The 25,228-nt window shown below is 45.1% G+C and carries 21 protein-coding genes; 4 read left to right on the top strand and 17 right to left on the bottom strand.

The window, feature by feature from the left end:
• Positions 1-298 precede the first annotated feature (298 nt).
• The 11 genes from NO989_RS02600 to phoB form a co-directional block, all read right to left on the bottom strand.
• Positions 299-1,624, bottom strand: coding sequence for a tetratricopeptide repeat protein (locus tag NO989_RS02600; RefSeq protein ID WP_371341999.1), 1,326 nt, complete (start codon positions 1,622-1,624; stop codon positions 299-301).
• 6 nt (positions 1,625-1,630) lie between these two features.
• Complete coding sequence (locus NO989_RS02595) at positions 1,631-2,239, bottom strand: energy transducer TonB (RefSeq protein ID WP_014948290.1); 609 nt, start codon at positions 2,237-2,239, stop codon at positions 1,631-1,633.
• Positions 2,240-2,242: 3 nt separating this feature from the next.
• Entirely contained in the window at positions 2,243-2,650 is a 408-nt protein-coding gene (locus NO989_RS02590; RefSeq protein ID WP_014948289.1) for a biopolymer transporter ExbD, read from the bottom strand.
• Between the two features lie 32 nt (positions 2,651-2,682).
• Positions 2,683-3,201: a MotA/TolQ/ExbB proton channel family protein gene (locus tag NO989_RS02585; RefSeq protein WP_012517279.1), complete on the bottom strand. Its 519-nt coding sequence runs from the start codon at positions 3,199-3,201 to the stop codon at positions 2,683-2,685.
• A gap of 2 nt (positions 3,202-3,203) precedes the next feature.
• Positions 3,204-4,568 (bottom strand): MotA/TolQ/ExbB proton channel family protein, encoded by a 1,365-nt coding sequence (locus NO989_RS02580; RefSeq protein ID WP_014948288.1) that lies wholly within the window; start codon positions 4,566-4,568, stop codon positions 3,204-3,206.
• Positions 4,569-4,581: 13 nt separating this feature from the next.
• Positions 4,582-5,340 (bottom strand): DUF3450 domain-containing protein, encoded by a 759-nt coding sequence (locus tag NO989_RS02575; protein WP_014948287.1) that lies wholly within the window; start codon positions 5,338-5,340, stop codon positions 4,582-4,584.
• Between the two features lie 176 nt (positions 5,341-5,516).
• Positions 5,517-8,165: a TonB-dependent receptor domain-containing protein gene (locus tag NO989_RS02570; RefSeq protein WP_168533576.1), complete on the bottom strand. Its 2,649-nt coding sequence runs from the start codon at positions 8,163-8,165 to the stop codon at positions 5,517-5,519.
• A 117-nt stretch (positions 8,166-8,282) separates the two neighbouring features.
• Entirely contained in the window at positions 8,283-11,063 is a 2,781-nt protein-coding gene (locus tag NO989_RS02565) for a hypothetical protein (RefSeq protein WP_371341998.1), read from the bottom strand.
• Positions 11,064-11,487: 424 nt separating this feature from the next.
• On the bottom strand, positions 11,488-12,519 hold the full coding sequence (locus NO989_RS02560; RefSeq protein ID WP_080986402.1) for a PstS family phosphate ABC transporter substrate-binding protein: 1,032 nt from the start codon (positions 12,517-12,519) through the stop codon (positions 11,488-11,490).
• Positions 12,520-12,535: 16 nt separating this feature from the next.
• Positions 12,536-13,837, bottom strand: a complete 1,302-nt coding sequence (phoR, locus tag NO989_RS02555; RefSeq protein WP_014948282.1) for a phosphate regulon sensor histidine kinase PhoR — start codon at positions 13,835-13,837, stop codon at positions 12,536-12,538.
• Positions 13,838-13,937: 100 nt separating this feature from the next.
• Positions 13,938-14,627, bottom strand: a complete 690-nt coding sequence (gene phoB, locus NO989_RS02550) for a phosphate regulon transcriptional regulator PhoB (RefSeq protein ID WP_014948281.1) — start codon at positions 14,625-14,627, stop codon at positions 13,938-13,940.
• Positions 14,628-14,881: 254 nt separating this feature from the next.
• Here phoB and NO989_RS02545 point away from each other — a divergent pair, with 254 nt between their 5' ends.
• Complete coding sequence (locus NO989_RS02545) at positions 14,882-16,612, top strand: ATP-binding protein (RefSeq protein ID WP_371341997.1); 1,731 nt, start codon at positions 14,882-14,884, stop codon at positions 16,610-16,612.
• Between the two features lie 117 nt (positions 16,613-16,729).
• Positions 16,730-17,641 carry a recombination-associated protein RdgC gene (gene rdgC, locus NO989_RS02540; protein WP_014948279.1) on the top strand — a complete coding sequence of 304 codons (912 nt, stop codon included), beginning with the start codon at positions 16,730-16,732 and terminating at the stop codon, positions 17,639-17,641.
• 238 nt (positions 17,642-17,879) lie between these two features.
• On the opposite strand, the gene NO989_RS02535 is transcribed toward rdgC, so the two are convergent.
• On the bottom strand, positions 17,880-18,443 hold the full coding sequence (locus NO989_RS02535; RefSeq protein ID WP_371341996.1) for a helix-turn-helix domain-containing protein: 564 nt from the start codon (positions 18,441-18,443) through the stop codon (positions 17,880-17,882).
• Positions 18,444-18,629: 186 nt separating this feature from the next.
• On the opposite strand from NO989_RS02535, the gene NO989_RS02530 reads away from it, so the two are divergent.
• Positions 18,630-19,820, top strand: a complete 1,191-nt coding sequence (locus NO989_RS02530; protein ID WP_014975686.1) for a benzoate/H(+) symporter BenE family transporter — start codon at positions 18,630-18,632, stop codon at positions 19,818-19,820.
• A gap of 126 nt (positions 19,821-19,946) precedes the next feature.
• Here NO989_RS02530 and NO989_RS02525 read toward each other — a convergent pair whose 3' ends face one another.
• The gene (locus NO989_RS02525; RefSeq protein WP_014948276.1) at positions 19,947-20,783 is read right to left on the bottom strand and encodes an HDOD domain-containing protein; all 837 of its coding nucleotides are present in this window, start codon (positions 20,781-20,783) and stop codon (positions 19,947-19,949) included.
• 449 nt (positions 20,784-21,232) lie between these two features.
• Here NO989_RS02525 and NO989_RS02520 point away from each other — a divergent pair, with 449 nt between their 5' ends.
• Positions 21,233-22,927: a Zn-dependent hydrolase gene (locus tag NO989_RS02520; protein ID WP_278343788.1), complete on the top strand. Its 1,695-nt coding sequence runs from the start codon at positions 21,233-21,235 to the stop codon at positions 22,925-22,927.
• Between the two features lie 82 nt (positions 22,928-23,009).
• On the opposite strand, the gene NO989_RS02515 is transcribed toward NO989_RS02520, so the two are convergent.
• The 4 genes from NO989_RS02515 to folB all read right to left on the bottom strand — a co-directional run bounded on the left by NO989_RS02515 (position 23,010) and on the right by folB (position 25,217).
• A complete protein-coding gene (locus tag NO989_RS02515; protein WP_278343789.1) occupies positions 23,010-23,381 on the bottom strand; it encodes a histidine triad nucleotide-binding protein in 372 nt (123 codons plus the stop codon).
• Positions 23,382-23,560: 179 nt separating this feature from the next.
• Positions 23,561-24,361 carry an undecaprenyl-diphosphate phosphatase gene (locus NO989_RS02510; protein ID WP_278343790.1) on the bottom strand — a complete coding sequence of 267 codons (801 nt, stop codon included), beginning with the start codon at positions 24,359-24,361 and terminating at the stop codon, positions 23,561-23,563.
• 8 nt (positions 24,362-24,369) lie between these two features.
• Positions 24,370-24,864: a 2-amino-4-hydroxy-6-hydroxymethyldihydropteridine diphosphokinase gene (folK, locus tag NO989_RS02505; protein WP_278343791.1), complete on the bottom strand. Its 495-nt coding sequence runs from the start codon at positions 24,862-24,864 to the stop codon at positions 24,370-24,372.
• Positions 24,864-25,217 (bottom strand): dihydroneopterin aldolase, encoded by a 354-nt coding sequence (gene folB, locus NO989_RS02500; protein WP_278343792.1) that lies wholly within the window; start codon positions 25,215-25,217, stop codon positions 24,864-24,866. Before folB ends, folK begins: the two co-directional genes overlap by 1 nt.
• Between the last annotated feature and the right edge of the window lie 11 nt (positions 25,218-25,228).

Here is a 25,228-nt window from a genome sequence, read left to right as displayed (position 1 = left end):
TTACGCGTTTTCCATCGAAAAATCAGATATTTTTGTTTCACTATCTCAAGGCAAACCTGGCAAGGCGAGGTACATAGTCTGACTAAGTTGGGCGAGCCTTGGTACGTATTCACCACTCTGGTTCCCGTCATCAAGTCGTCGCCGCGGGTAGACCACCTAATTGCTATTGCCACCGATATATCAGAACAAAAGCTCCAAAAAGCGTACGACGAAGCCCAAAGTGCTTTTCCCTAGCGCATAAAAAAGGGTCGAATATTATTCGACCCTTTTAAATGATGTATTAACGAAAGTACGATTTTTAACTTGTACCTAGCTCAGCTGCAATGGCGTCTGCCTGACGCTTTTCGCCCTGCACAAACTGCTTCCACTGCTGTGCCATAGCACGACTTTTTTGGTGCTTTTCTGCTTCAGCTAGCTGATTAAGCGCAAGGGCATATTGCTTCTTGTTGTAAAGTGCCATGCCTTTAATCAGGTAAACCAAACCAGGGTTTCTCAAATTGCCCTTTTCAACCGCGCGGTCTGCTACAGCAATTGCATCGTCAAAACGCTCTTCATTAAGAAGAATTTGCGCCAACTGTGCATCTAACTCTCCGTCTTCAGACAGTTCAGCCGCTTGCATCATCACTGGTATGGCTTTGTCTTGCTCTTTGGCTAGCGACCAGCTTTGGCCTAAGAACTTAAGATTGCGCAAGTTTTTCTCTAGCACACCGTCGTTCATCGCCTGCTCCATCAACTTGGCACCTTTGTATGGCACGCGATGATAGTAATAAAGCTGCGCCATATTGAACACATCAGCGGATGTATTAACGAACCCGCGCTGATAAGCGGTTTCCATAATAGCCAACTGCTTGCGCTCTTCGCCTAGCTCACCGTACATACCGGCCAGCTGGATCCAATACTTAGGTTCGTCAAAAAGCTTCACCATTTTAATAAGAACGTCTTTAACCTTTTGAGGCTGTTTGAGTTCATAGAAAATAGCACGCTGAAGTATTAACCAACCTTCATCAGGGATCATGCCTTCAGCTTCGTGATCGGCAACGGCTTCAGAAATCCACATTGCAGCTTCGTCGTACTGTTTATTTTGGTAGTACGCCTGGGCTTTGATGACTTTATTTTTAACCGGTACAGGGCCTGTATTTAGACTTTCCCAACGCTCTAAATAAGTGATGGTGTCGTCGTAATTACCTTGCATAAGGTTAAGCTGAGCCAAACTGAAAAGTGTGGTCATTTCGAACTTTTCAGGAATAGGCTGTTGCTCTACCACCTTGGCAAACGACTCCAACGCTTTTGCATAGTCTTCGTTGTTGTAATAAATGAAGCCGAAAAAGTTGTACATCATCGCTTTTTCGTAGGCATTCATAGAATGAGACTTATCTTCCACTTCTTTCAAAATGGAAATAGCTTCTTCTACATTGCCCGCTTCATCAGCTGCCGTTTGGGCACGGGCTAGCTGCTCGTAGACTTTACCGCGAAGCGTAGGCACACGACGAGTTTTCTTTTCGCTCGCTTTTTGCTCTTGCGCAACAGCGTCACTCGCAACCAATATAGTAGGTAAAGATACTGTGGCCGATGCAAATGCAAACGCCAGTGCACTAAGCAATGTATTCGTCTGTTTTCTCATCATGTTCTGTTACCCGTCTATTTGGAACGTAATACGGTTTTGTACACCAGACACTTCCGTTGCTTCGCCATTTACCACTCGAGGCTTATATTTAAACTTCATTGCCGCATCAATAGCCGCTTGTTCAAAAATACCTGAAGGGTTAGCTTCAACAACAATTGGGTCGCGTACTGCGCCTTGCTTAGTTACTGTAAATTCAACAATAACGAAACCTTCAATACCCCGCTGAAGTGCACGTCTCGGATAAACCGGCGCAACCTTAACGATAGGAAGATATTCACCGTCACCAGATTCAAGGGCCAAGCCGCCTTCTAGCGAGATGTCGTCTCCGACTTCAGCACCAAAGTCCATCGACGTACCTTCTGCATCTGGAGAAGGCGAGTCCATTTGAGGCTGCTCCATTTGCGGTGGCGGCTCTTCAGGCTTAGGTGGCTTCTTCGGCTTACGATCTTTTTTCTCAACCTGTTCATCCTGCTTAACCCTTACGAAGTCAAGCACGCTTCCCTTGGGCGGCTCAGTTAGTGCGCTGCCACCCATCTTGATAAGCGATTGCATCAAGAAGAACAGGCCTAACGTGATCGCAAGGGAAATAACAAATGCGATTAAATATCGTGGCATGATTTATTGCTCTTGGGCTGCAATCGAAACATCGTAAACGCCAGCGGCTCGCGACGCGTCCATAACCTTAATCAGTGTTTCTGTTGTGGCTTTTTTGTCAGCCTGAATTACAACAGAACCCTGTGGGTTTTCTGCGCGAAGACGCTCAATGTTCGCTTGTACTGCGCGAACGTCGATACGGCGTTTGTTAATCCAAATTTCGCCTTTATCTGAAATAGCGATAAGGATATTGGCGCGGTCCTTTTTCACAGCAGTTGCTGCTTCTGGACGGTTAACATCGATACCCGCTTCTTTCACAAATGACGCAGTCACGATAAAGAAGATCAACATGATAAATACGACGTCCAGCATGGGCGTCATGTCGATGGCTGCTTCTTCTTCATCGACTAAGTTTTGAAAGTGCTGCTTCATAATAAATACCTTACCTTAACGCTTAGCTAGCATTAACGTTGAATAATCAATGCATCCTCAAGATGCGTGCGTTCTGATTTCACCATACGAGTTAACCAGGTAGCGGCGAATACGCCTGAAAGTGCGCCAACCATGCCCGCCATTGTGGGGATAGTGGCTTTCGATACACCTGACGCCATTGAACGAGCATTACCTGAGCCCGCAATCGCCATTACATCGAACACTTCAATCATACCGGTAACCGTTCCCATCAAGCCTAGCAGCGGACAAAGCGCAACCAGTGACTGGATAATTGGGATGCTGCCGTTTAGGCGCATGGTTAACTGTGAAATTGTTTTCTGACGAACCTGCTCTGCGAACCAAGAAGAGCGATCGGCACGTGCTGTCCACATTGCTATCGCTTCTTTCTTGGCTTGCTTGTGCCAAACCATCAGATACATCGCACGCTCGAGGATCAAAAGCCACATAACGAATATCAGCAGACCGATGACCAGGAGAACCTGGCCACCTGTTTCTGTGAAATCGCGAATTGCTTCTAGAAACTCGATCATGATTAGCCTCGCTCAGCGCGCTCTGCAATTACGCCAGACGCCTGTTCTTGTAGGATGTACACAATGTTCTTAGAACGTGTGTTAAGCATTGCATAAAGCAGTGTCATTGGAATCGCTACAACTAGACCTAGTACTGTTGTTACAAGTGCTGTTGAAATACCACCTGCCATCAGTTTCGGGTCACCCGTACCAAACAAGGTGATAGCCTGGAAGGTGTTGATCATACCGGTTACCGTACCTAGTAGACCCATAAGCGGTGCTACAACAGAGATAATCTTAATGATAGTTAGATTACGACCTAACTTAGGCACTTCGCCCAAAATCGCTTCTGTAAGGTGAAGTTCAAGTGCTTCAACGTCCGCGTCTGGGTGCTCGTCACGTACTTTAAGTACACGGCCAAGCGGATTGTTTGTGTTTACTTCTTTGCTCTTAAGCTGTTTGTTCACTTTCATGCGAATAAGCGTCAGCGTTACAAGACGCTCAAGGGCAAGTAGAAGACCGAATGCACCAACGATAAGAATGATGTAACCTACAACACCGCCCTGCTCTACACGCTCTTGAAGGTTAGGCGCTTGAACAAGAAGACCTAGGATTGAACCACCCGTTGGGTCGATACCGAACTGCACTAATTCACCGCTTGATGCTTGTAGTTCAGCAGCAGAATCCATGTAACGGTCAGCAGGCTGACGTACAAGTTCAGATACTGTACCTGTTACACCGTTGTACTCTAGGTATTTACCATCAGCAACAAGTGCAAAAGGACCTACGCGAACAACAGACTTATTCACTTTTTCACCGCCCGCTTCAACAACGTCTGTCTTGAACGTAGTGACTTTGCCGGCTTCAGTCATTTCGCGTTGCATTTCAAACCAAACGCGCTCAATTTCTTCAATTGATGCAAGTTTTGAGCTTGAACCCATGTCTTGTGCCATCTTATCAAGGAAGTCAGCACGGCCAGGGATTTGTGCAGAAACCACTGAGTTATAGAATTTGTTTTTGGTGTCGCCAGCGATTTGCTGAAGCACACCGAATAGCTCTTTAAGTGAACCAAGACGTGTGTCTAGTGCACCGTTTAAGTCAGCCAGTTTGAATTCGTTTTCTTCGAACTGAGTTTCAAGCTGCTCTGATTGTGCAAGCATTTGGTCGCGCTTTTCACGAGTTTCGCGAAGAATGCGATCTTGCTCTGCACGTTGCGCTTGGAAATCACGCTCGCGCTGTTTGTTTTGCTGAGACTGTGCGAACTGACCTTCTTCTAGTTGCTTAAGAAGTGCGTCTAAGTCCATGGCACGGTCGCTTTGTGCGAAAGCACCAACGCTGATGCTAAGGGCTGCTAGACCAACAGCGATACGTTTTACTGTGTTAAACATTCTCATCAACCTCTTAGTCTGTAATTGCCACTGGCAGCATTAGCAAGTCTGGTGCAAGTTGCTTCTTCGCCATGCGCAGACCTTTTGTAATTTGTGTACGGTAGCTGCTATCAAGCTCTTCCCACTGACGAGTTTGCTTGTTCCAAACACCCTGCATGCTTGCATCACGTGTTTGATAAATTAGCGCTGTGCGACCAAGGCGTAGGAATTCAACGTCACGCTCTTGACCGTTAATTGAATGAATACCGCTGTACGCTTCCATAGTGCGGCCGTAGTCCATCTCTACTTGATACGCTTCCATTACGCGGCGGAATTTCTCAGACGCAGCAACGTCGGCACGGTCCATCATAGCGCGAAGGTCAGCAACGCGATTTGCGCGCTCTTCTGGAAGGAATGGTACGTCTAGCGCAACAAATTGCTCTAGGCCGTCAATCATGCGCATCATTAGTGGCGTGATTTGACGCTCAACAACAGACACTTCATCGATAGCAGCATTTAGGTCTGCCATTTCTTGTTCTTGGTTATTGATTTGCTTACGAAGCTGAGTGTTATAAACCTCAAGGCCTTCGATTTCTTTCATCAATGTTTTGAACTGTTGAAGTTTGCTGTCGATTTGATCGGTAATACCGTTGATCTTTTCTTGCGATTTCGCCGCTGACTCGTTTATTTTCGCTGCCTCATCGACAACGGGTTTTAAGACTTCATCGTCTTGTGCAAGCACGGGTGTCGCTGCTAGCGCACCTGCCACAAGCAAGGCATTGATAAGCTTCATACATTCAAACCTTTAAAGTTAAAAGAAATCGGTTGTATCCGACTATAAATTTCTGCGCGTAGGATAGGAGTTTTCTGTGACAGTTTTATTACGAAACTGTCATAAATAGACCAAAAGTGTCATCTATTGCACATAAAAAAGGCCGCTGGTTAGCGGCCTTTGTAATAAGTTAAGGTTTAGAAGTCATATTTATATGACAACCTAATACCTGTACCCCTTGTCTCCGACCTAAGCAACGTATCATTGAATTCAATTTCACGATCTTCACCTAGAATATTTTGAACGCGTAATGTGACAGTGCTATTAAAGTCTGGGTAATACTTGTACACCATATCAAGTGAATGGAATGGTTGTTCGAAGTTATCGTCGAAACCGTCGATACCCGGAATTAGAATACGCTCACCAAATACGTTGTAGACGAGTGAGGCAGAGTGTTCACCGTTATCTGAGTCATAACCCAACTGCATGTTAAGTACATACTGAGAGTGACCCGTCATACGACGCTCAACATTAGTAATCGCCGCAGAAACACCGGTTTGCTCAACAATATTCTGACGATCTAATACGATTTCAGAATCACTGACAGTGATGTTACCTGTAGTAAACAAGTTGTCCCAGATACCGTCACCAATAAAGGCCAAATCTTGTAGGAATTCAACTTCGACACCATAAACCTCACCAGATTCTGCGTTAGCAATACGAATTAGCGGTGGACCATCCTGAGCTGGAGACTGTACCGATTCAATTGGCGCTTCCATGTCTTTGTAGAATAAGCCTACCGATACGTTGTTGCCTGCTTCACGGTACCATTCCCAACGTAAATCATAGTTAATGATATCTGTTGTGCTTACACCAGGTGTACCTGCAATCGGGAAGTTAGTTAATGGGTCTAGGTAAGTTGCTGATGACACTTCACGAAGATCAGGACGCACAACTGTTTGACCGATGCTCGCTCTTAACTGCATATCGTCTTCTAAGAAGTAAGTTACAGCAAGCGCTGGATAAAACCCGTCTTCTTGAAACGCTAGCTGTGAACGATCTGCTTCATCACTCAAGTCAAATTGGTTTGTTCGCGGATCCAATGGCGCCACTACCTGACGGAAGTCTTCATAACGGGCACCACCAGTGAAACGCCACTTGTTGTCATAGAAGAAATCAGCTTCTAGATAGTACGCATCAATTTTTTGACCCGCTACATAGTCATCACCAGCAATAGTCGTATCACGAATGATAGGTCGGCTAGACAAAGACAGGGTGTCTAAAACGCTGTCGCTGAAGATTTCGCTAAAGTCGTTACCATCTAATATTGAACGGTCTTCAACACCTAACGTATTGATATCGAAACGGCGGTTTTCTGCAGTACGAGTTTTGGTTACAAAGCTTGCACCCACTTTGTACTCAGTTTCCCACTTACCCATTGTCATCGGGTAAGTCACGTTATAGCCAAAGTTCTCCAAGCGGTCGTGAAGATTTTGGAAAGTATAACGAGCAGCAGTTTGTGCATCAGATAAGAAGATTTCGTTTTCATCGTCAAAAATACCATCTTCATTCACATCTTCCATAACGAAGCGTGCATTGAAGTTACCTGGCGCATAGCGTACCGAGCGGCCTAATGAGTATGTCCAGTCAATACCCATGAAGTTTAGCTCTGGGATTGTATGCTGGCCTTTAAGTTGATTGGTATATAGCGAGCGTTCTTCGTACTGAACATCAATATCTCTAATACGCAAGCCTTCTGCTTGGTTCAGGTTTTCAGTATTACCGAACATCTCGCGGATTTCGTCGCGCGTATCGTTTAGCACGATAAGGCTATAATCAATACGATGTTGACGGTTATAGTCTACACCTAGTGTTAATAGTGAAGACCAAGTCACCGTTTGCTCTGTACCTTGGATATCATCAAAGAAGCGTACATTGATAATGTCATCGCCGACTAAGTCAGGGTCTTGTAGCTCGTATTCTTCAGAAGAGCGGGTTTGGGCTGAATAACGTGAAGTTACCAAAAAGCCAAAGCGCCAGTCGTCATCGTAATCATAGCTGTCACCATAAGTGACATTAACGCGCATGTCAGGATCGGCAGACTCTCTTTCTAGCCCGTATTCTCTATTAACACCTTTGAATAGTTCTAATGCTTCTTCTGGCTCAAGATCGTCTAAGAAATTTTTTGAATCCCAACGTTCTTGAATAGCTGCTGAAACGCCACGAGTACCGTCGTCTTCACCTGTCCAATCGCGTCCACCACCAGCATAATCTAACACATCACCAGAGTTTTCCGTATCGATACCAACCGCAGCCGATACGTTGAAAACACGCTGTGTAGGTATAGATTTCAATCGGATATTTACGTTACCACCACCGAATGCCGCGGGCATAGATGGTGAATACGATTTCTGAACCGCAAGGCTTTCGATAATGCTCGACGGGAACAAGTCGAGAGGGATAACGTTACGCGTTGGATCTGGGCTTGGCACGATTGCGCCGTTTAATTGTGTTGATGAGTAACGCTCACCAAGGCCACGAACATAGATGAAACGACCATCTACAAGTGTTAGACCAGTTACACGGCGAAGTGCGCCCGCAGCGTCACTGTCACCAGTACGAGCTATCTGCTCAGCACCCATGATGTCAGCTACGAAGGCTTGATTTTTACGTTCTTCCATTACTGCTGTCGCGGTACCTTTTAAGCGCGTACCGGTAGCGACAACTTCCTCAATCACTTCTTCTTCGTTTGATTGAGCGTTGGCTATAGTCGTTGGAAACAAAATGCTTGCTGCAACGGCTAAGCTAATGGGCTTTAGAAGAAACCTGTTAGCAGGTCTGTTCATGATGAACCTCTTTAGAAAGGAATACTTTCACGATAATTATTCGTGTTTTACAAACTTAAAAGCAAGTGCGCCACTTTTGCAACGCACTTGCTTGTTTTTAGCTATGCGAACTGAGTCTTATTCAAGACCAACAGTCCATCCCGCAGTCCAGTCGTTATCAGCGTCTTTAACTGCGCCGATAAAGTCTACTGAAGAGAAGAAGCTGTCTAGCGTCGATACGTCAGTCGCTACTGTTGCATCTACTGTGTAAATACCGTTAAGTACTGTTGCAGTGTTATCAAGTAGGCTGTTACCTGCCTGCGCAGTGAACCAATCTTCTTGACTAAAGTCGCCAGAGTCTTTGATGTTTTCAGCACACGCTAGTACAGATGTTTCAAAAGTAAGCTGAGGCGTGTTGGTACCATCCATGTTAGCAAGTAGCGTAGTATCGCCATCGCTTAAGTCGGCTTCAAAACACTCACCCATACCCGCTGGACCAGTTACAACAAAGTTGTAAAGTTGTGCATTAGTTTGGTCGCGAAGTAGAACACCTTCAGAGTCTGCATCAGCAGTGTCGAACTCGTTACCAATGATAGTCATGTTAGCAACCATAGGGTTAGAGAACGCTGTGCCGTCGCCGCCGTCACCGTCGCCTTCAATTGCGCGGTTAGCATCAGAGTTATCTTCAGCGTGCTTAACAAGTACAAACTGAAGCTTACCTACGTAGCCGTTATCCCAGTCTACTGAGTCATCTTGAATGCCTGTTAGCGTAAGATACTTAACGTTTACTGCACCACCGAAGAACTCAACACCGTCGTCTGCGTTTTTGTGAACTTGTACATACTCAACAGTAGTACCAGAACCCACACCGCCAAACGTAATACCGTTTAGTTCGTTATCTGGTGCAATTTCAAAACCACCGTGCATTACGCGAACGTAGCGAAGTGTACCAGAGCTATCTGTGTTGTCAGTTCCGCCGAAAACTGCACCTTCTTGTGCACCTTCAACTTGAAGTGAACAATCTGTACCGTCTTGAGGACACTTAGTTGATTCGCCGTTACCTAGAACGATCATGCCGCCCCATTGTCCAGCTTCACCCGCCTCAAGGCCGCCAACAACGTGGTCACGTGATGTGAAAGTAATTGGGTTTTCAGCAGTACCGTTTGCATTGATTTCTGAGTCACGGCTAATTACTAGGTAGTCGTTACCAGATGCGCCATAAACAGTTACGCCTGGCTCAACAGTAAGGGTTGCGCTGTTTTTTTTATCACCACCTACGAATACTGCACCTGAAAGCGCGTAGAAATTACCTTCTGTAAGCGTTAGGTCAGACGTGATAGTACCAGACACTTCACACGTAGTAGTTGAACCGTCTACTGGCGTAATTGACGTTGTACCTGATGGACAGCCAGAAGCAGATTGTGCTAGTTCGATGTTACCGCCACCAAAACCAAAAGCCCAACCTTGACGCCAGTCATCTTCACCAATCGCACCGATGAATGTGTTTGCTTCAAAGAAAGTATCAAGCAATGTAGATGCGTCGCCACCAGCAGTAAGAAGCGCACTTTCTGCTGTAAGTGTACCGTCTGGGTTAAGACCAAGATTTGCACGGTCTTCAAATGCGATTAGCTGATTACCTTCTTGGCCTGTGAACCATGTTTCAAGGTCTACTGCACCCTCTGGCGTGTTGAACGGCTCAGAACAAGCAATCGCTGAGTAAGTCATGGTTAGATCACCGTCAGAAAGGTTAGCTTGAACCGTTTCGTCTGTGTCCATTTCTAAACACTCGCCCATTGCTTCTGGACCAGTGATTAGGAAGTTCATTAGGTTTGCGCCAGTTTGGTCGCGAAGTAGAAGACCTTCAGAGTCAGCGTCAGCAGTGTCGAAAGTGTTACCGATAACTGTCATGTTAGCGAGCATTGGCTTAGAGAATTCTAGACCGTCACCACCGTCGCCGTCACCTTCAATACCGCGGTTTGCGTCAGAGTTGTCAGCGGCATGCTGAACATAAACATACTGAAGCTTACCTTTATAACCGTTGTCCCAGTCTACTGAGTCATCTTGGTTAGCTGTTAAAACTAAGTGTTTCGCGTTTACCGCGCCACCGAAGAATTCTACACCGTCATCAGCGTTGCTGTGTACTTGTACATAATCAACTTCTGTACCTGAGCCAACACCACCAAACGTAATACCGTTAAGTTCGTTGTCTGGCGCAATTTCAAAACCAGCGTATTTCACTACTACGTATTTAAGGATACCAGAGCTGTCTGTATCGTCTGTACCACCAAATACTGCACCCTCTTCTGCACCTTCAACCTGAAGCGCACAATCAGAACCGTCTTGCGGGCATTTAGTCGATGTACCGTTACCAAGAATAACCACACCACCCCATTGACCAGCACCAACTTCGTCGCCTACAACATCATTGAATGAAGTCATGATGATTGGAGAAGATGCTGTACCTTCTGCTTCAATTTTAGAGTCACGGCTAACTACAAGGTAATCTGCACCAGTGCGACCAAAGATGACTGTACCTTCTTCGATTGCTAGCGTTACGCTGTCTGCTTTGTCGTTACCAATAAATACTGGACCTTCAAGTGCCCACACTGTGTCATTAGTTAGCGTGATAACGCCTTGATCGTCAGCATCATCAGCTGTTAAACGACCAGAAAGAACGCGTACTTCAACCGACTGGCCGAACGCATCAGAAACTTCACCACTTAGGAAAGAGCTTACTTCACCTGGAGCTGTATCATCTGAACCAGTATCGCCACCAGTATCGCCACCAGTGTTTCCACCGTTATTATTAGTTACGCTGTTATCAATATCACCTTCACTGATATTAATATCGCCGCCACAGCCTGCTAGAACAAGTGCAGTAGCAATAGCTGAAGCCTTGAAAAGTTGCTTAAGTTCCATGTGTTTCTCCAGGTACGGTATAGTTATGGATTTTGAAAACGCGGAAACTTTAACTGAGGTAGATGACACATTTGTTACATTAAGTCGCTGTAACAAAAGTTTCATAGAAAAAGTTCAATTTTGGGCTAAAAAAACGTTTAGAAGACTTACTTTGGCAACTGGGGATTTGTTTTTTGTATATTTTTCCAAAACTTAATTGGTAAAAACCTGAATTTATTGACCGAACGTAGACTCTATTTTTTGTCAACCGCCCCCTTCTTTCAATCCCAATTAGTCAGTTTTCGTCAATATACTCTTTTGATTTGTGACGCAATTATGACATAGCAGGTAGAGTGAAGTAGACTTTAAAAAGGCTTCCACCTAAAAAACTTGTTGATTTGTTCAGCGGCATTAGAGTGGTTAGCGTTATTCTGAATGGCACTTTTTATTCGTCAAGCAGTCGGCGTTGGCGTACCAGTACGTCTTCACGAATGGGGAAATATCCGTCTCTTAACACCTGCTGCTGCCCTTCCTGTGACAAGATATAGCGCAAAAACTCTCTTTCCAGAGTAGGTAAAGGCTCACCAGGCTTTTTATTTATCACTAAATAAAGAAAACGGGCAAACGGATACGTTTCGTTGCGCACCGTATCAATAGAAAGAGGGATTAAGCTATCTAGCGACTCACCTAAAGGCAGAGCGCGAACTCCTGCGGTTTTATAGCCGTAAGCGGCATAGCCAATCGCGCCTGTACCGCTGGCCACGGACAATACTACAGATGCAGAGCCAGGTTGTTCGTTTACCGTATTCTTAAAGTCACCATCGCACAGCGCCATCACTTTAAACAAGCCGTAAGTACCCGATACTGAATTTCGACCGTACAGCCTGATAGGAGAACGATAGCCTATATCGTCAACGCCGAGCTGAGACCAATTGGTAATGGCTGTATTGCTGCCACAAAACTGGGTTTCAGAAAACACCGCGTCAACTTGCTCAAGGGTCATACCCGGCAGCGGATTGCGTCTATCCACAAAAATGGCGATGGCATCCATTGCCACTTTTAATACCGTAGGCGGGTAACCGTGGGTTCGCGTAAAATCCCGTATTTCACTGGGTTTTAGTTCTCGGCTCATAGGGCCTATGGTGGCAGTACCTTCAATAAGTGCCGGCGGAGCGGTAGATGAACCTGACGCCTGTATTTGAAAGCCGACCTGAGGATAAAGGGTTTTGAATTCCTGTGACCAAAAGGTCATTAAGTTTGCCAGCGTGTCTGAGCCAACAGAGGATATTTTTCCTGCCACCCCAGGCTTACGTTCATAGGCAGGTACTTGATAGCTACCAGAAGCAGATGACGAGCTTTGAGTATTTTGAAAATCAGCCAGGGCTCCAAATGGTAACAATAAGCCTATTACTAAAAGTAACGTTGAAAGGCGGTAGCGTTGCCCTTTCATCTTGTCATGCTTTTTGCTCACCAACACTTCTCGCCTCTTAGGGTTACAGTTGCTCTGCAATCAACTCGTTATCCAGCACAAACGAGAAATTACTGCCCTCACCCAATGTGCTGGTTATATCTAAACGAGAATTATGATGACTTAGTACATGTTTTACAATGGAAAGACCTAAGCCAGAGCCACCGGTTTTGCGAGAGCGCGCTTTATCCACGCGATAAAAGCGCTCGGTAAGGCGGTTTAGATGATTTGGCTCAATACCATCACCGTTATCTACCACAGAAAATTGCGCGCCATTGGGTTTACGTCGCCAGTACACATTAATTTCACCACCGGCAGGTGTGTAGTGCACCGCATTGAACACCAAGTTTGAGCAAGCGCTGCGCAGTTCGGTCTCTACACCGAAAACATAGAGTTCTTTGTCGATGTGGAAGTTTATTGTGTGGTTTTTCTCTTTATTAAGCGCCTGCGCTTCTCTTTCCACTTGCGCAAGAACCACAGGAATATTCACAACATTTTCGTAGATGCGTTCCGAGCTTGCTTCAATGCGCGACAACACCAGCAAGTCTTCTATCAAGTTTTGCATACGGTGGGTTTGCGATGTCATTTCTTTCATCGCTTTTTGCATGAATGGATCGGAGTCTTCATCAATAGGAAGAATTTCAAGGTATCCGTTAATGACCGTTAGCGGTGTACGCAATTCATGAGACACATTTGCCACAAAGTCCTTACGCATTTCTTCAAGCTGGGACACCCGCGTTATGTCACGGGCAATCAGCAACAAATGCTCATCGCCATAAGGCATAATCCGGTATTCAAAGGTTTTGTTGGGGTTGGTAGGTGACGGTACTTCAATGGGGTATTTATAATTCCCTGCATGAAAGTACTGAATAAACTCCGGATGGCGCAACAAGTTGTCGATTCGACGCCCAGAGTCTTGCGGCCATTTAAGCCCTAAATCCAAGCGAGCAAGGCGGTTACACCAAATAATGCAGGCCTTAGCATCAACCACTACCGCCGCATCAGGCAAGGCTTCAGACCCCTCTCTAAAACGCTTTACCAATTCACCAAGCTCTTTACGCTTATTGCGGTTACGACGCTGAAGGTAATAAATCCCTTCATAAATATGTTCCCACACGCCACGCACGGTAGGTGGAGACATTTTACGACTATGCCATAACCAGCGATTTAGCTTGTAAAGATGCCAGTAGTTAAATAGCAGTAGCAGGGTTGCGCCAATGGCAACGGCGAATAACATATCATCTAGATACCACCCGACTAGCGCAAAAACCACAAGGAATAGCACTAAGCGCAATGTACTTCTCAACCAAGAGAACGGGTAATACATGAAATAGCTCGCGTTGTTAAAGGTGGAATTGGGCGCATGCCCAGATGGCGCAGCGACATCAAGGGAATAACACCATGTTACTCCCTAAACACTACATTTATTACAGCTTAGTAGAAAAACGGTAACCCGCGCCGCGTACTGTTTGGATCATAGCATCATGTCCGTGGCGAGAGATAGCTTTGCGTAGACGTCGAATATGTACATCTACCGTTCTGTCTTCTACATAAACATTGGTTCCCCAAACATTATCTAGCAGTAGCTCTCGGCTATAGACACGTTCTGGGTGCGTCATAAAGAAGTGCAACAACTTAAATTCAGTCGGCCCCATGTCTAACGGTTCTTCATTCGCCATTACGCGATGTGATACCGGTTCAAGTTTAAGACCATTAAATTCAATGGGCTCCTCGCTTGATGTAGGCGTTACTCTTCGCATCACTGCTTTGATTCTTGCCACAAGCTCTTTCGGCGAGAATGGTTTAGTAACGTAGTCATCAGCACCTGCATCCAGGCCGCGAATTTTGTCTTCTTCCTCGCCACGGGCTGTAAGCATGATAACGGGAATGTCACGAGTAAACTCGTGCTGCTTTAAACTTTTAGCTAGCTGTACACCGCTTCCTCCCGGCAACATCCAATCTAATAAGATTAAATCTGGGTAAGGTTCGCAAATTTTTTCTTGCGCGATGTCGAAATCTTCGGCTTCAATAATGTTAAAACCAGATTGCTCAAGCACAAACTTAAGCATTTCACGGATAGGCGCTTCGTCCTCAACCACCAACACTGTACGAGACATCGTAATATTCCTGCTCATTTTTAAACGCCGTTATTATTAATGTGGTCTGTGACAGTTTTATTAAAACGATTACATTTATGTGTCAAGTTTAATACAAGCTTGTTCCAAAGTTTAAATACATAATCTTGTTTATTCATACGATTACGCATATTCTTGAAATTACATAAAACCGACTGTTATTGTTGCAAAGGTGAGCAACTACCAAGCGTTGTCGGTGATTTAAAAGGTCTGATGTAACAGGGGTGTGTTTATCGATGGCTGCGGTCAAGACAGGGTTATCAAGGAAACTCTTAGCCAGAGTGTTGTCAGTGTACTTTTCTCTCACGCTGCTAGTGACGGTAGGACAGATCTTTACAGAATACCTCAGCACGAAAAATCACGTTGAAGGCGAGCTTCAAACGCTAAAAAACACCTTTTCTTCTAGCCTGACCCGCGCTTTGTGGGAACTTAACCACGACCAAGTGCGTGCCATCGCCGAAGGCCTTATGTCATTGCCTATTGTTGAAGGGCTTCAAGTTCGTGGTGAAAACGGTAACTACATTGCCGAGTACGGCATCCGTGCTCAGCGCTCTCCTGCTCCGGTTGACCGTGAAATAATTGAAGATCATCCCGGCGGCGTATTTAGCTACAGCTTCCCACTAGTATTTAAATTCTCAGGTCGCGAATCTACGGTTGGCGACGTTACCTTGTATTCTAGCTTTGATACTATTTTTAGCCGTATTGAAGTAGGCGTATTTTTTCTTATCGGTAATGCGTTAGTAAAAACCACCTTTCTGGTCTTCTTGTTCATGACCGCATTTCGCACCATGCTTTCTGAACCGCTGCAAACCATTACCGAGCAAATGGGTAATTTCGATCCTCAGCACCCAGAAGAGAGCAAACTCAGCATAAAGCTCGATGATGACAACGAGCTATTACAGCTTAAGGAATCTTACAACCACGTTATTGACGACCTGATTATTTCAAACAATAAGCTGAAAGACGCGCAGAATGAACTCACTCTTGCCAACAAGAAGCTAGACGACCAAAACCTGATTTTAGAACAAGAAGTGGCAAAGAAAACAGCGTCGTTGTCTCAGATCATGCTCGACTTAGAGCAGCAAAAAGACGAGCTTATTGCCCACCAGCGAGAGCTTCGCCAGGAAAACGAAAACCGTCAGTATATAGAAGCCGAACTGCGCAAACGTAACCAAGAGCTAGCCAGTTCGATGGATACACTTCATCAAGCGCAAGAACAATTAGTCGAGTCGGAGCGCATGGCGTCGCTTGGCGGTCTGGTGGCCGGTATCGCGCATGACGTAAACACGCCATTAGGCGTAAGCGTGACCGCAGCCAGCTTTCTACAAGAGCGACTTAACAATTTAAAGACCGACTTCGAAGATAAAAGCCTGACCAGTAAGAACATGGCAAGCTTCATCGATGAAGCGGAACAAACTGCACTATTACTTTTAAATAACCTGGAGCGCGCATCTGATCTCATCGCCAGCTTTAAACAGGTGGCCGTTGACCAGACCAGTGAAACCGAGCGCGAATTTGTGTTGGGCGACTATATTAACGAAATTATTCAGTCACTTATGCCAAGTTTTAAGCATACTGAACATCAAATTAACGTATCCTGCCCCGACAATTTAGTTGTGACCTGTGCACCCGGCGCCATCGCTCAAATCGTTACCAATATGGTGGTTAACTCAATTACGCACGGCTTTGAAGGCAAAGCGGCCGGCTCTGTAACACTAGATGTAAAAGAAGATGGTGATAATGTTGTGATCCACTACCAAGATGACGGAAAAGGTTTAAGCGAAGAAGAGCTCAGTAAGTTGTTTGATGCCTTCTTTACTACCAAACGCGGAGAAGGTGGTAGCGGTCTAGGCACACATATTATGTACAACTTGGTTACACAGTCACTGCATGGGCATATAGAGGCCGACAGTACGCTTGGCAACGGCTTACAGTACACCATTCGTTTTCCGAAAAAGAGTGCTTAACCTTTCTTGCCACTATCAATCTAAGGTGCCCGCTTTCTAGGGCCTTTTATTCAATTGCACCGCGAGTCTTACGTTGGTAGGCTTGCGCCCTATTTTTATCAAGAGAATGCTTACACTATGTGGTTTAAAAATGTAAAAGCCTATCAAATTACTCAGCCGTTATCGCTAGACGAGGGCGATTTAGAACGTGCCCTTAACGAACACGCTTTTCGCCCGTGCGGTAGCCAGGACTTAGCAACCATGGGGTTCGCCTCTCCGTTTTCTCAGGCGGGTAAGCAAGGCACCATGTTCCATGTTGTTCAACAGCGTTTTTGGATAACCCTAAAGAAACAAGAAAAGATCTTGCCCGGCGCAGTGGTAAATGCCGAGCTTGACGAAATGGTGGCCAAAATTGAAATGGAAACCGGTTCGCCGGTTGGTAAAAAAGCCAAGGCAGATCTTAAACAAGAAATTCAAACCCGCTTGCTGCCCCAGGCATTTACGAAAAACACCTACACTCACGGCTTTATTTCGCTCGCTGACAACTTAGTCGTAGTTGACGCATCATCTGATGGCAAAGCCGAAGCCTTTTTGGCCATGGTAAGAAAAGCCATAGGCTCACTTCCAGTAGTGCCATTTACGCGCAGAAGCCTTCAAAGCGAGCTTACGCACTGGGTTACTGAGTCAACACCAGAAGGTGTAGGTCTACTTGAAGAAGCTGAGCTTAAATCTACCGATGACACTGGCAGCGTTATTCGTTGTAAGAACCAGCCGCTAGACAGCGAAGAAATTAGTATTCATTTGGATGCCGGTAAGCTGGTTCAAAAGGTTGCATTCGAATATGCAGAGACGTTGACGGCTATTATGTGTGAGGATGGCGCCATTAAACGTGTTAAGTTCACCGATCGCATTAAAGAAGAAACTGACGATGTGCCAAAAGATCAGGTTGAAGCGCGCCTTGATGCAGAGTTCGCGCTTATGTCAGCCGAAATTTGTACACTGCTTAACTTCCTTCGTGGTGCGCTTAATCTTAACGACGATAGTTTATAAACTTATGGCAAATAAATATTAAGCCGATGAAAAAGATAGCCTAGCGCTATCGAAAAGCCTAATTACCTAGGGGTAGTTAGGCTTTTTATTAGGTCCTGTTAATTAACTTGCTTGTTTGAACTGTGGCAACCGTCATGTAGCGCAAATACTTCTTCGCTTTTTTCCTAGCCTTTCTCCTAGCCTTTTTCCTAGCTTTTGCAAGAAAGTTGCCAACCGTGCAAGAAAGTTGCCAACCGCTTTAAGTGGGATAGTGAATAACCACAATAAAGCGCGTTTCTCCTACTTCATCTCGATAACCGTGGGGCTGGTCTGCGCGTAATATACACTGCTCTTGCGCTTGATAAGTTTGCCATTGACCATCTTGCCAAACCCCTAACTTTCCTTGTAGTACGTGAATATGTTCGGTGACGCCTATTTGATGCGCCGAAGAGTGCTGCTCATGAAAGTCCGTTAAGCATAGTTCAAACATTTCAAACTGGGTGGCTGAGTTAAACGGAAATAGCGTTTTTATGGTTACGTTTGGGTCGTTAGCGAACTTGTTATCGGCACGTTGGGACGTAGGTGCGGTTTCATCACCTGACAAGAAAGAAGAAAAAGAACACGCAAAACCGGTTGCTATCTTCCACAAGGTAGCGATTGTGGGGCTAGACTCGCCTCGTTCTATTTGCCCCAACATGGCTTTAGACACTCCCGTCAACTGCGCGGTTTTATCAAGGGAAAGCCCCCGAGCTTTACGAACAGACTGCAGGTGGTGTGCAATACTTCTTGAAATAGCAGAAGGCTGCGCATTTGCTTTTGTCATGTAATGAAGGCCTTTTATTTTGTCGCTGAGTTTAATAAACCAGTTGTGCGCTATAACGCACAGATGTTAAGTTAACTATTGTACGTTATAGCGCACAAAAAGGTAGAGTAGCACATTCGATAGACACTAAAAGCGTGTTTCATCGCTCGGTCGATTCCAAATCGAAATTCCATCACGAGGGTTTTCATGAGCAAGTGGAAGTTAAGTCATATCAGCGCAGGGCTAACCGCGGTTACAGTAGGTTACAGTAGTTCTGTTGTCATTATCATTGATGTAGCGCGTAAAGCCGGCGCCAGCGACGACATGGTAGTGAGTTGGTTGTTGGCGCTTGGGCTCGGTATGGGCATTACCTGCATTCTGTTTTCGTGGCTATCCAAACTGCCCGTTGTTACCGCTTGGTCTACCCCTGGCGCGGCCTTTTTGTTAACCAGTATCGGTGACTACCGTTTAAGTGAAGCCATTGGTGCATTTATACTATGTGCCTTGCTTTCTCTTGTAACTGCGCAAAGCCGTAGCCTGCTCAAACAAATAAGTCGGATTCCCCCTGCAATCTCATCGGCGCTTTTGGCCGGCATTCTCTTACCTATATGCCTTGCGATATTCAGTGATGTTAATGACGCACCGTACTTAGTTGCGTTATTTATCGCGGCTTATTTAGTAGGAAGCCGACTATTTCCCCGCTATCTTATGCTGTTGTTGCTGATCATGTCGGTGACCATTAGCTTGTTTATGAGTAGTGCAGATGGTGTGGTTGCTCTATCAAGCGACTCACCAGGGCTGCCATCAATATTCACCCTGCCCGAGCCTATTTGGGTAACGCCCACTTTCTCACTGAGTGCTGCCATTGGATTAGCATTTCCCCTTTTTCTTATCACCACGCTTTCTCAAAACTTGCCAGGCATAGCTATTCATCACGCCCATGGATATACGCCCGACCACAAACCCATTTTGTCAGGCATTGCCATTGTTCAAGCCTTATTAGCACCTTTCGGTGGTTTTACCTTTAACTTAGCGGCGATAACAGCAGCGCTATGCATGGGCGAGCAAGCGGATGATGAAAAGTCGCAGCGCTATAAAGCCGCTATAGCAGCGGGGGTGGCGTATTTGTTCATGGGGTTATTAGCGTCTGTGGTCGTTGCGCTATTTGTGAGTATGCCCAGTATCATTATTCATCTGCTTGCTGGACTAGCCCTATTAGCTACGCTGCAAGGAGCGGTGGTTCGCGCCATGGAAGTAGAGCACCACAGGGCTCCTGCGTTGCTTACCATGCTGTGTACGGCGTCAGGATTTAGTTTATATTCCATGACTTCAGCGGTGTGGGGATTGGGGTTAGGTTTATTACTGCTTTACGTTCAAAAGAAGCCTGTTAGCGCGTAGCGGCATTTGTTTGCTTTGTGCTGTTTCATTGTCAGCTTTCCATTTGTCAGCTTCCCCTAACGAAAAGGCCGGTACTGAAGTTGTGCTTCAGTACCGGCCTTTGCAGTATTTTGTAGCTTAAAATACTTACAAGAAGATTTGCTTCGCTGCGCTTGCAAGCTCTTCAAACTCATCAGAATGAAGCTCGCCCATATCTTCAACCACACCGCGCTGAATAGCTAAGTTTAAGATCGCATCTTTTTGACTGTCTACCGCACCTGAAACTGCAGCGCCAACACGAACGAAATCAATGTAGGTTAACTCTTCTGGCATGTAGCTTAGGTCTTTCCAATTTTTTGAAACATTAACGAAGGTTTCTCCGAAGCCCCACTCTGTCATAATACTTGCACCAATACGGCCAGCTAATTTATCGATTGCCACTTCAAGGAATGAAGGGTTCGCAAAGACTTCAGGGTGACGCTCAGCCTCGGTCAAAATAGGCAGAACACCAATGTTGTGAACCAGTGCCGCTAGTGTCATGGTATCCATGCTCATTTCACGCTTTTTGGTACGCGCTATGTAAAGCTGAAGCACCGCCATAGAGTTAGCCACGATATTAACTGTATTTGCCCACTCTTGTTGTAAATAGCGTGCAACTACATCGTTTTTAGAGACGAATAATTGCTCCATAGCGAGTGCAGTAGAGATGTTTTTAATTTGGCGTAAACCAATTCGTGTAACCGCTTGGCTGATAGAAGTAACTTTTACGCTACGTCCCATATAAGCACTGTTCGCAATTTTGATCATTCTTGCGCTAAGTGATGGATCTTGACCAATCACATCACCCATCGCGTTTAAGTTAATATCGGGATCGTCTGCCGCTTTGCGGACTTTCAATGCAATAGCAGGAAGCGTGGGAAGGACGAGTGTGTCATTGTTAATTTTTTCAACCAAAATGGTTGAAAGCGCGTTCTGTGTAGACATATTTCTACCCTTAGAAAGTTCCAAATAGCCTCGTGAAGGCGATAGGTTGCTTTACCAGTTAATCATCTCGACCACCAGCAAAACTGATGACTAAAATAGATTCGATGTTTGTGCGTTGCATTCCGTGCGTTAACTTACATAGGCCTCTATGCTTCACGCTAAAATACAAACCGTTTATTGTTTTATTATGGTATTTCTATCACCATACTATAGTAGCTCTTTAGTTTCGACCAACTAAAAAAATACAGTGTCGATGCGAATCATTAGCAACGGCAGAACCACCAGAGCTTTTTTTAAAGTATAGTCAACTGGTAGCAAACCACTATTGATATTAAGCAAATATTTTTCATACTTTTGTATTAAATCAAAAGCATAGCTATAGTGAGCTATCTATTCACCGCCCCGCATACTGTAAATCAATGCGGTTAAACCACACGGTAAGAGTCATTATGAAAAAAACAATTACAACTTATTCTCCTATTGCAGCTGCAGTAGCGGGTTTATTTATGCTGACCGCGTGCAGCAAAAACGCCGATACAACACCAACTCAAACAGCAAAGCCTGAAACCGCTTCCGAGCAAACCCTACTTGTTGATGAATCTCGCTTGTCTATTTATCACGGCGTAGATCTTACCAGCGATTTGTCACACCTAAGTGACAATCAACACAAAATGCTTTCGCTGTTAATTGATGCATCGAAAATTATGGACGACTTGTTCTGGAAACAAGCGTTCTTTGAAGATAAAGATGCATTTCTTTCGTCAATTAGTGACGAAAAAGTTCGCCACTTTGCAGCGATAAACTATGGACCTTGGGATCGCTTAAATGGCGATACACCTTTTTTAAGTGGCTATGAAGACAAAGCGCTGGGCGCTGAGTTCTACCCCCATGATATGGAAAAAGAGGAATTTGCCACGGCAGATTTTGGCGACAAACAAGGCCTTTATTCCATGGTGAAGCGCGATGAAGCGGGCAACCTTTATTCGGTTCCTTATTCTGAAGCCTTTAAAAGCGAATTAATGAAGGCGTCTGACTTACTTAAAAAAGCGTCAGAGCTTGCTGAAGATGAAAGCTTTAAACAATATTTGCAGCTGCGTTCTGAAGCCCTACTATCAAACGACTACCTGGCTTCTGACATGGCGTGGATGGATATGAAAACCAACCCTGTTGAGCTGGTTATCGGTCCTATTGAAAGCTACGAAGATCAGCTCTTTGGCTATCGCGCAGCGTTTGAAGCCTATGTACTCATTAAAGATTTAGCATGGAGTGAAAAGCTAGCTAAATACGCGGCCTTCTTACCTGAATTACAGCAAGGCCTTCCGGTTGCTAAGGCATATAAAGCGGAAATGCCAGGTTCTGATGCAGACCTTAACGCTTATGATGTTATTTATTATGCCGGCCACTCTAATGCAGGCAGTAAGACCATTGCAATTAACTTGCCCAATGATGAGCGAGTACAGCTAGAAAAAGGTACCCGCCGTCTGCAGCTTAAAAACGCAATGCGTGCAAAGTTCGATACTATTTTGGTGCCTATTGCGGATACGTTAATTGTACCAGAGCAACGTGAACACATTACGTTTGACGCCTTTTTCGCGAACACCATGTTTCATGAAGTGGCACACGGTTTAGGGATTAAGAATACCCTAGATGGTTCAGGGACTGTGCGCGGAGCACTTAAAGAGCATGCATCAGCGCTTGAAGAAGGCAAAGCGGATATTCTAGGTTTGTACATGGTACAAAGTCTTCTTGAAAAAGGTGAAATCACTGAAGGCACACTAGAAGATTATTACGTTACCTTTATGGCTGGCATTTTCCGTTCTGTACGTTTCGGCGCAAGTTCTGCACACGGAAAAGCGAACATGATCCGCTTTAACTTCTTTGCCCAGCAAGGCGCCTTCGAGAAGACAGAAGACGGCATGTATCGCGTAAATATGGAGAAAATGGGCGCCGCAGTAGAAGCACTATCTGAACTAATCCTTACGTTACAAGGTGACGGCGATTACGATGGCGTAGCGAAGCTAGTAGAAACTATGGGTATAATTAAACCCGATCTTGCTTCAGATTTAGCGCGCCTAGAGGCAGCGAGCATTCCGGTTGATATTCACTTCAACCAAGGTAAGAAAGTACTGGGGCTTGCTAACTAAGTAAGTACTGTACTCATTAAATAAAAATGCCGCCCTGAGATAACTATCTAGGGCGGCATTTTTGTATCCCTATCTTTCCACGCTACTCTAGGTGTTGCTTCATATTTTCAGTATACGGAGGCCAGCCTAGCGGTTTGCCTGCCAACACGTGAAGGTGAATGTGATATACCGTTTGACCACCGTATTCATTACAGTTCATTACCGTACGAAAGCCTTGGTCAGCAAACCCTTGCTCCTTTGCAATTTTTGCTGCAACAAATGACAAGTGCCCCACCACTTCGCGATCTTCTTCGGCTATATCATTCACCGTTGCAATTTGCTTTTTCGGAATAACCAGAAAGTGAGTCGGTGCCTGAGGGTTTATATCTTTAAACGCCAGCGCCAATTCATCTTCGTACAATATGTCCGCTGGAATTTCCTTGCTGATGATTTTATCAAATATTGTTTCTGCCATATCTCACTTCCCTTACCAATTAGGTGATTACCAATTATGTTAGCGGTGTTAAAACATTTGCCAGCGAACATAATTAAAAATTAAGTGCTATTGTGCGGCGCTAGAGCACATTCTCATGCGAATACCGCCCTCATAAAAAGAAAAACCTCATACGAAGAATAACGCCCTTTTTTCTTTACTTAAGCGAAAACAAACCACAGTAGTATTACGCCCAACGCTAAGCGATAAATAACAAAGGGCAGCATGCCGATACGCGATATCCAGCTTAGGAACAAATAGATACAAAGGTAGGCACTGACAAATGAAAATGCCGCGCCATACAGCAATGCATACCAGTCCACGGCTTCATTTGCCTTAAGTAAATCTAAGGTAGCTAACAGCCCTGCACCTAAGATGACAGGTATAGACAGTAAGAATGAAAAGCGTGCACAGGCTTCGCGTTTAAGGCCTAACATCAAACCTGCGGTCATCGTAATACCTGAGCGAGATGTCCCCGGAATTAACGCTAGCACCTGGGCCAAGCCGATATAAATGGCTTGCTTTAGCGTCAACCCTTCAAGCTCTTGTTCCCGCTTTGCTGTCGAATCGGCATACCATAAAAGCAAACCAAAAATAATGGTGGTACCCGCTATTACCAACGCCGTACGTGCGTTTTCTTCTATCCAGCCTTTCATTAAAAAGCCAATAATAACCGCTGGAATAGTTGCCACAATAACGTACCAAGCAAGCTTACTGTCGGTAGATTGTTGCTTGCTAAACCCTTGTGTTACCCAAGCTACGGTCATCTGAGCGATTTCTTGACGAAAATAGATCATAACCGCAAGTAGGCTTCCCACATGAACGGCGACGTCAAACGCCAAACCTTGACTTACCCAACCCAAAAGTTCAGCGGGCAACAACAAGTGTCCAGAACTACTGATAGGAAGAAATTCAGTCACGCCTTGAATAATTGCTAAAATAATGATTTCGAAAAGTGTCATTCCTTTGCTTAACTCCAAGTAAAGTCAATTGGCCATAATTGCTGTTTCTGTTTATCAAAGTTTTGCCACATTTTGGCATAGGTTTCTTGCGTTTCAGGGTGAATGTCGTTGGGAACAAGTTCAGCTAACGGCCAAAGCACAAACGCGTTGTAGCAAATCTCTTCGCGAGGTAAAACCACAGGGGTTGTGGTCACCTTACTATCATAGGTAAGCAAGTCGAGATCAAGGGTTCTGGCACAGAATTTTTTGTCTGTATGCACCCTGCCATTGTCTTTTTCAATGGCTTTAAGAATTGCGCATACCTCTTCTATACTTTTTGATGTCGTCGCTCGGGCAGCGGCGTTATAAAAAGGGCTTCCATTGAAGCCCACCGCTTCGCTCTCGTAGACCGAAGACACTGAAACATCTGAGAAGTGTTGTTTTAACGCAACTAAAGATTGCCTAGTGTAATGCTCACGTTCAATATTAGAGCCAATGCTGATTAAGATGGTGTGTTGTGACATTAATTGCGCTCTTTACGCATTTCAACAGCAACCGTTTGCGCATTGGGAAGGATATTAGGCTTAACAATTTTAAGCGTTATTGACGCAACGGTGAAATTATCAAGAACGGCGTCCATCACTTTATTACCTAGAGCTTCAAGTAGCTCAAATGTGCTTTCTTTGCCTACTTCTACAATACACTCTGCCACTTTTGCATAGTCTACAGTGTCTGCAACATCGTCGCTTTGCATCGCCGCGCTTAAATCAACATCAAGTGTTACATCAAGAAGTAGCTGGGTGGTTCTTTCTCGCTCCCAATCATAAACACCAATCAGGGTGTCTACTTCAAGCCCTGTTATATAAATTTTTCCCATGGAATTTCATC

Origin of the sequence: Alteromonas sp. DY56-G5, assembly GCF_041414725.1 — a bacterium.
GTDB classification, from domain to species: Bacteria; Pseudomonadota; Gammaproteobacteria; order Enterobacterales; family Alteromonadaceae; genus Alteromonas; species Alteromonas macleodii.
The sequence above is the reverse complement of the archived record's forward strand: the minus strand, read 5'-3'. Positions and strand labels throughout refer to the sequence as shown.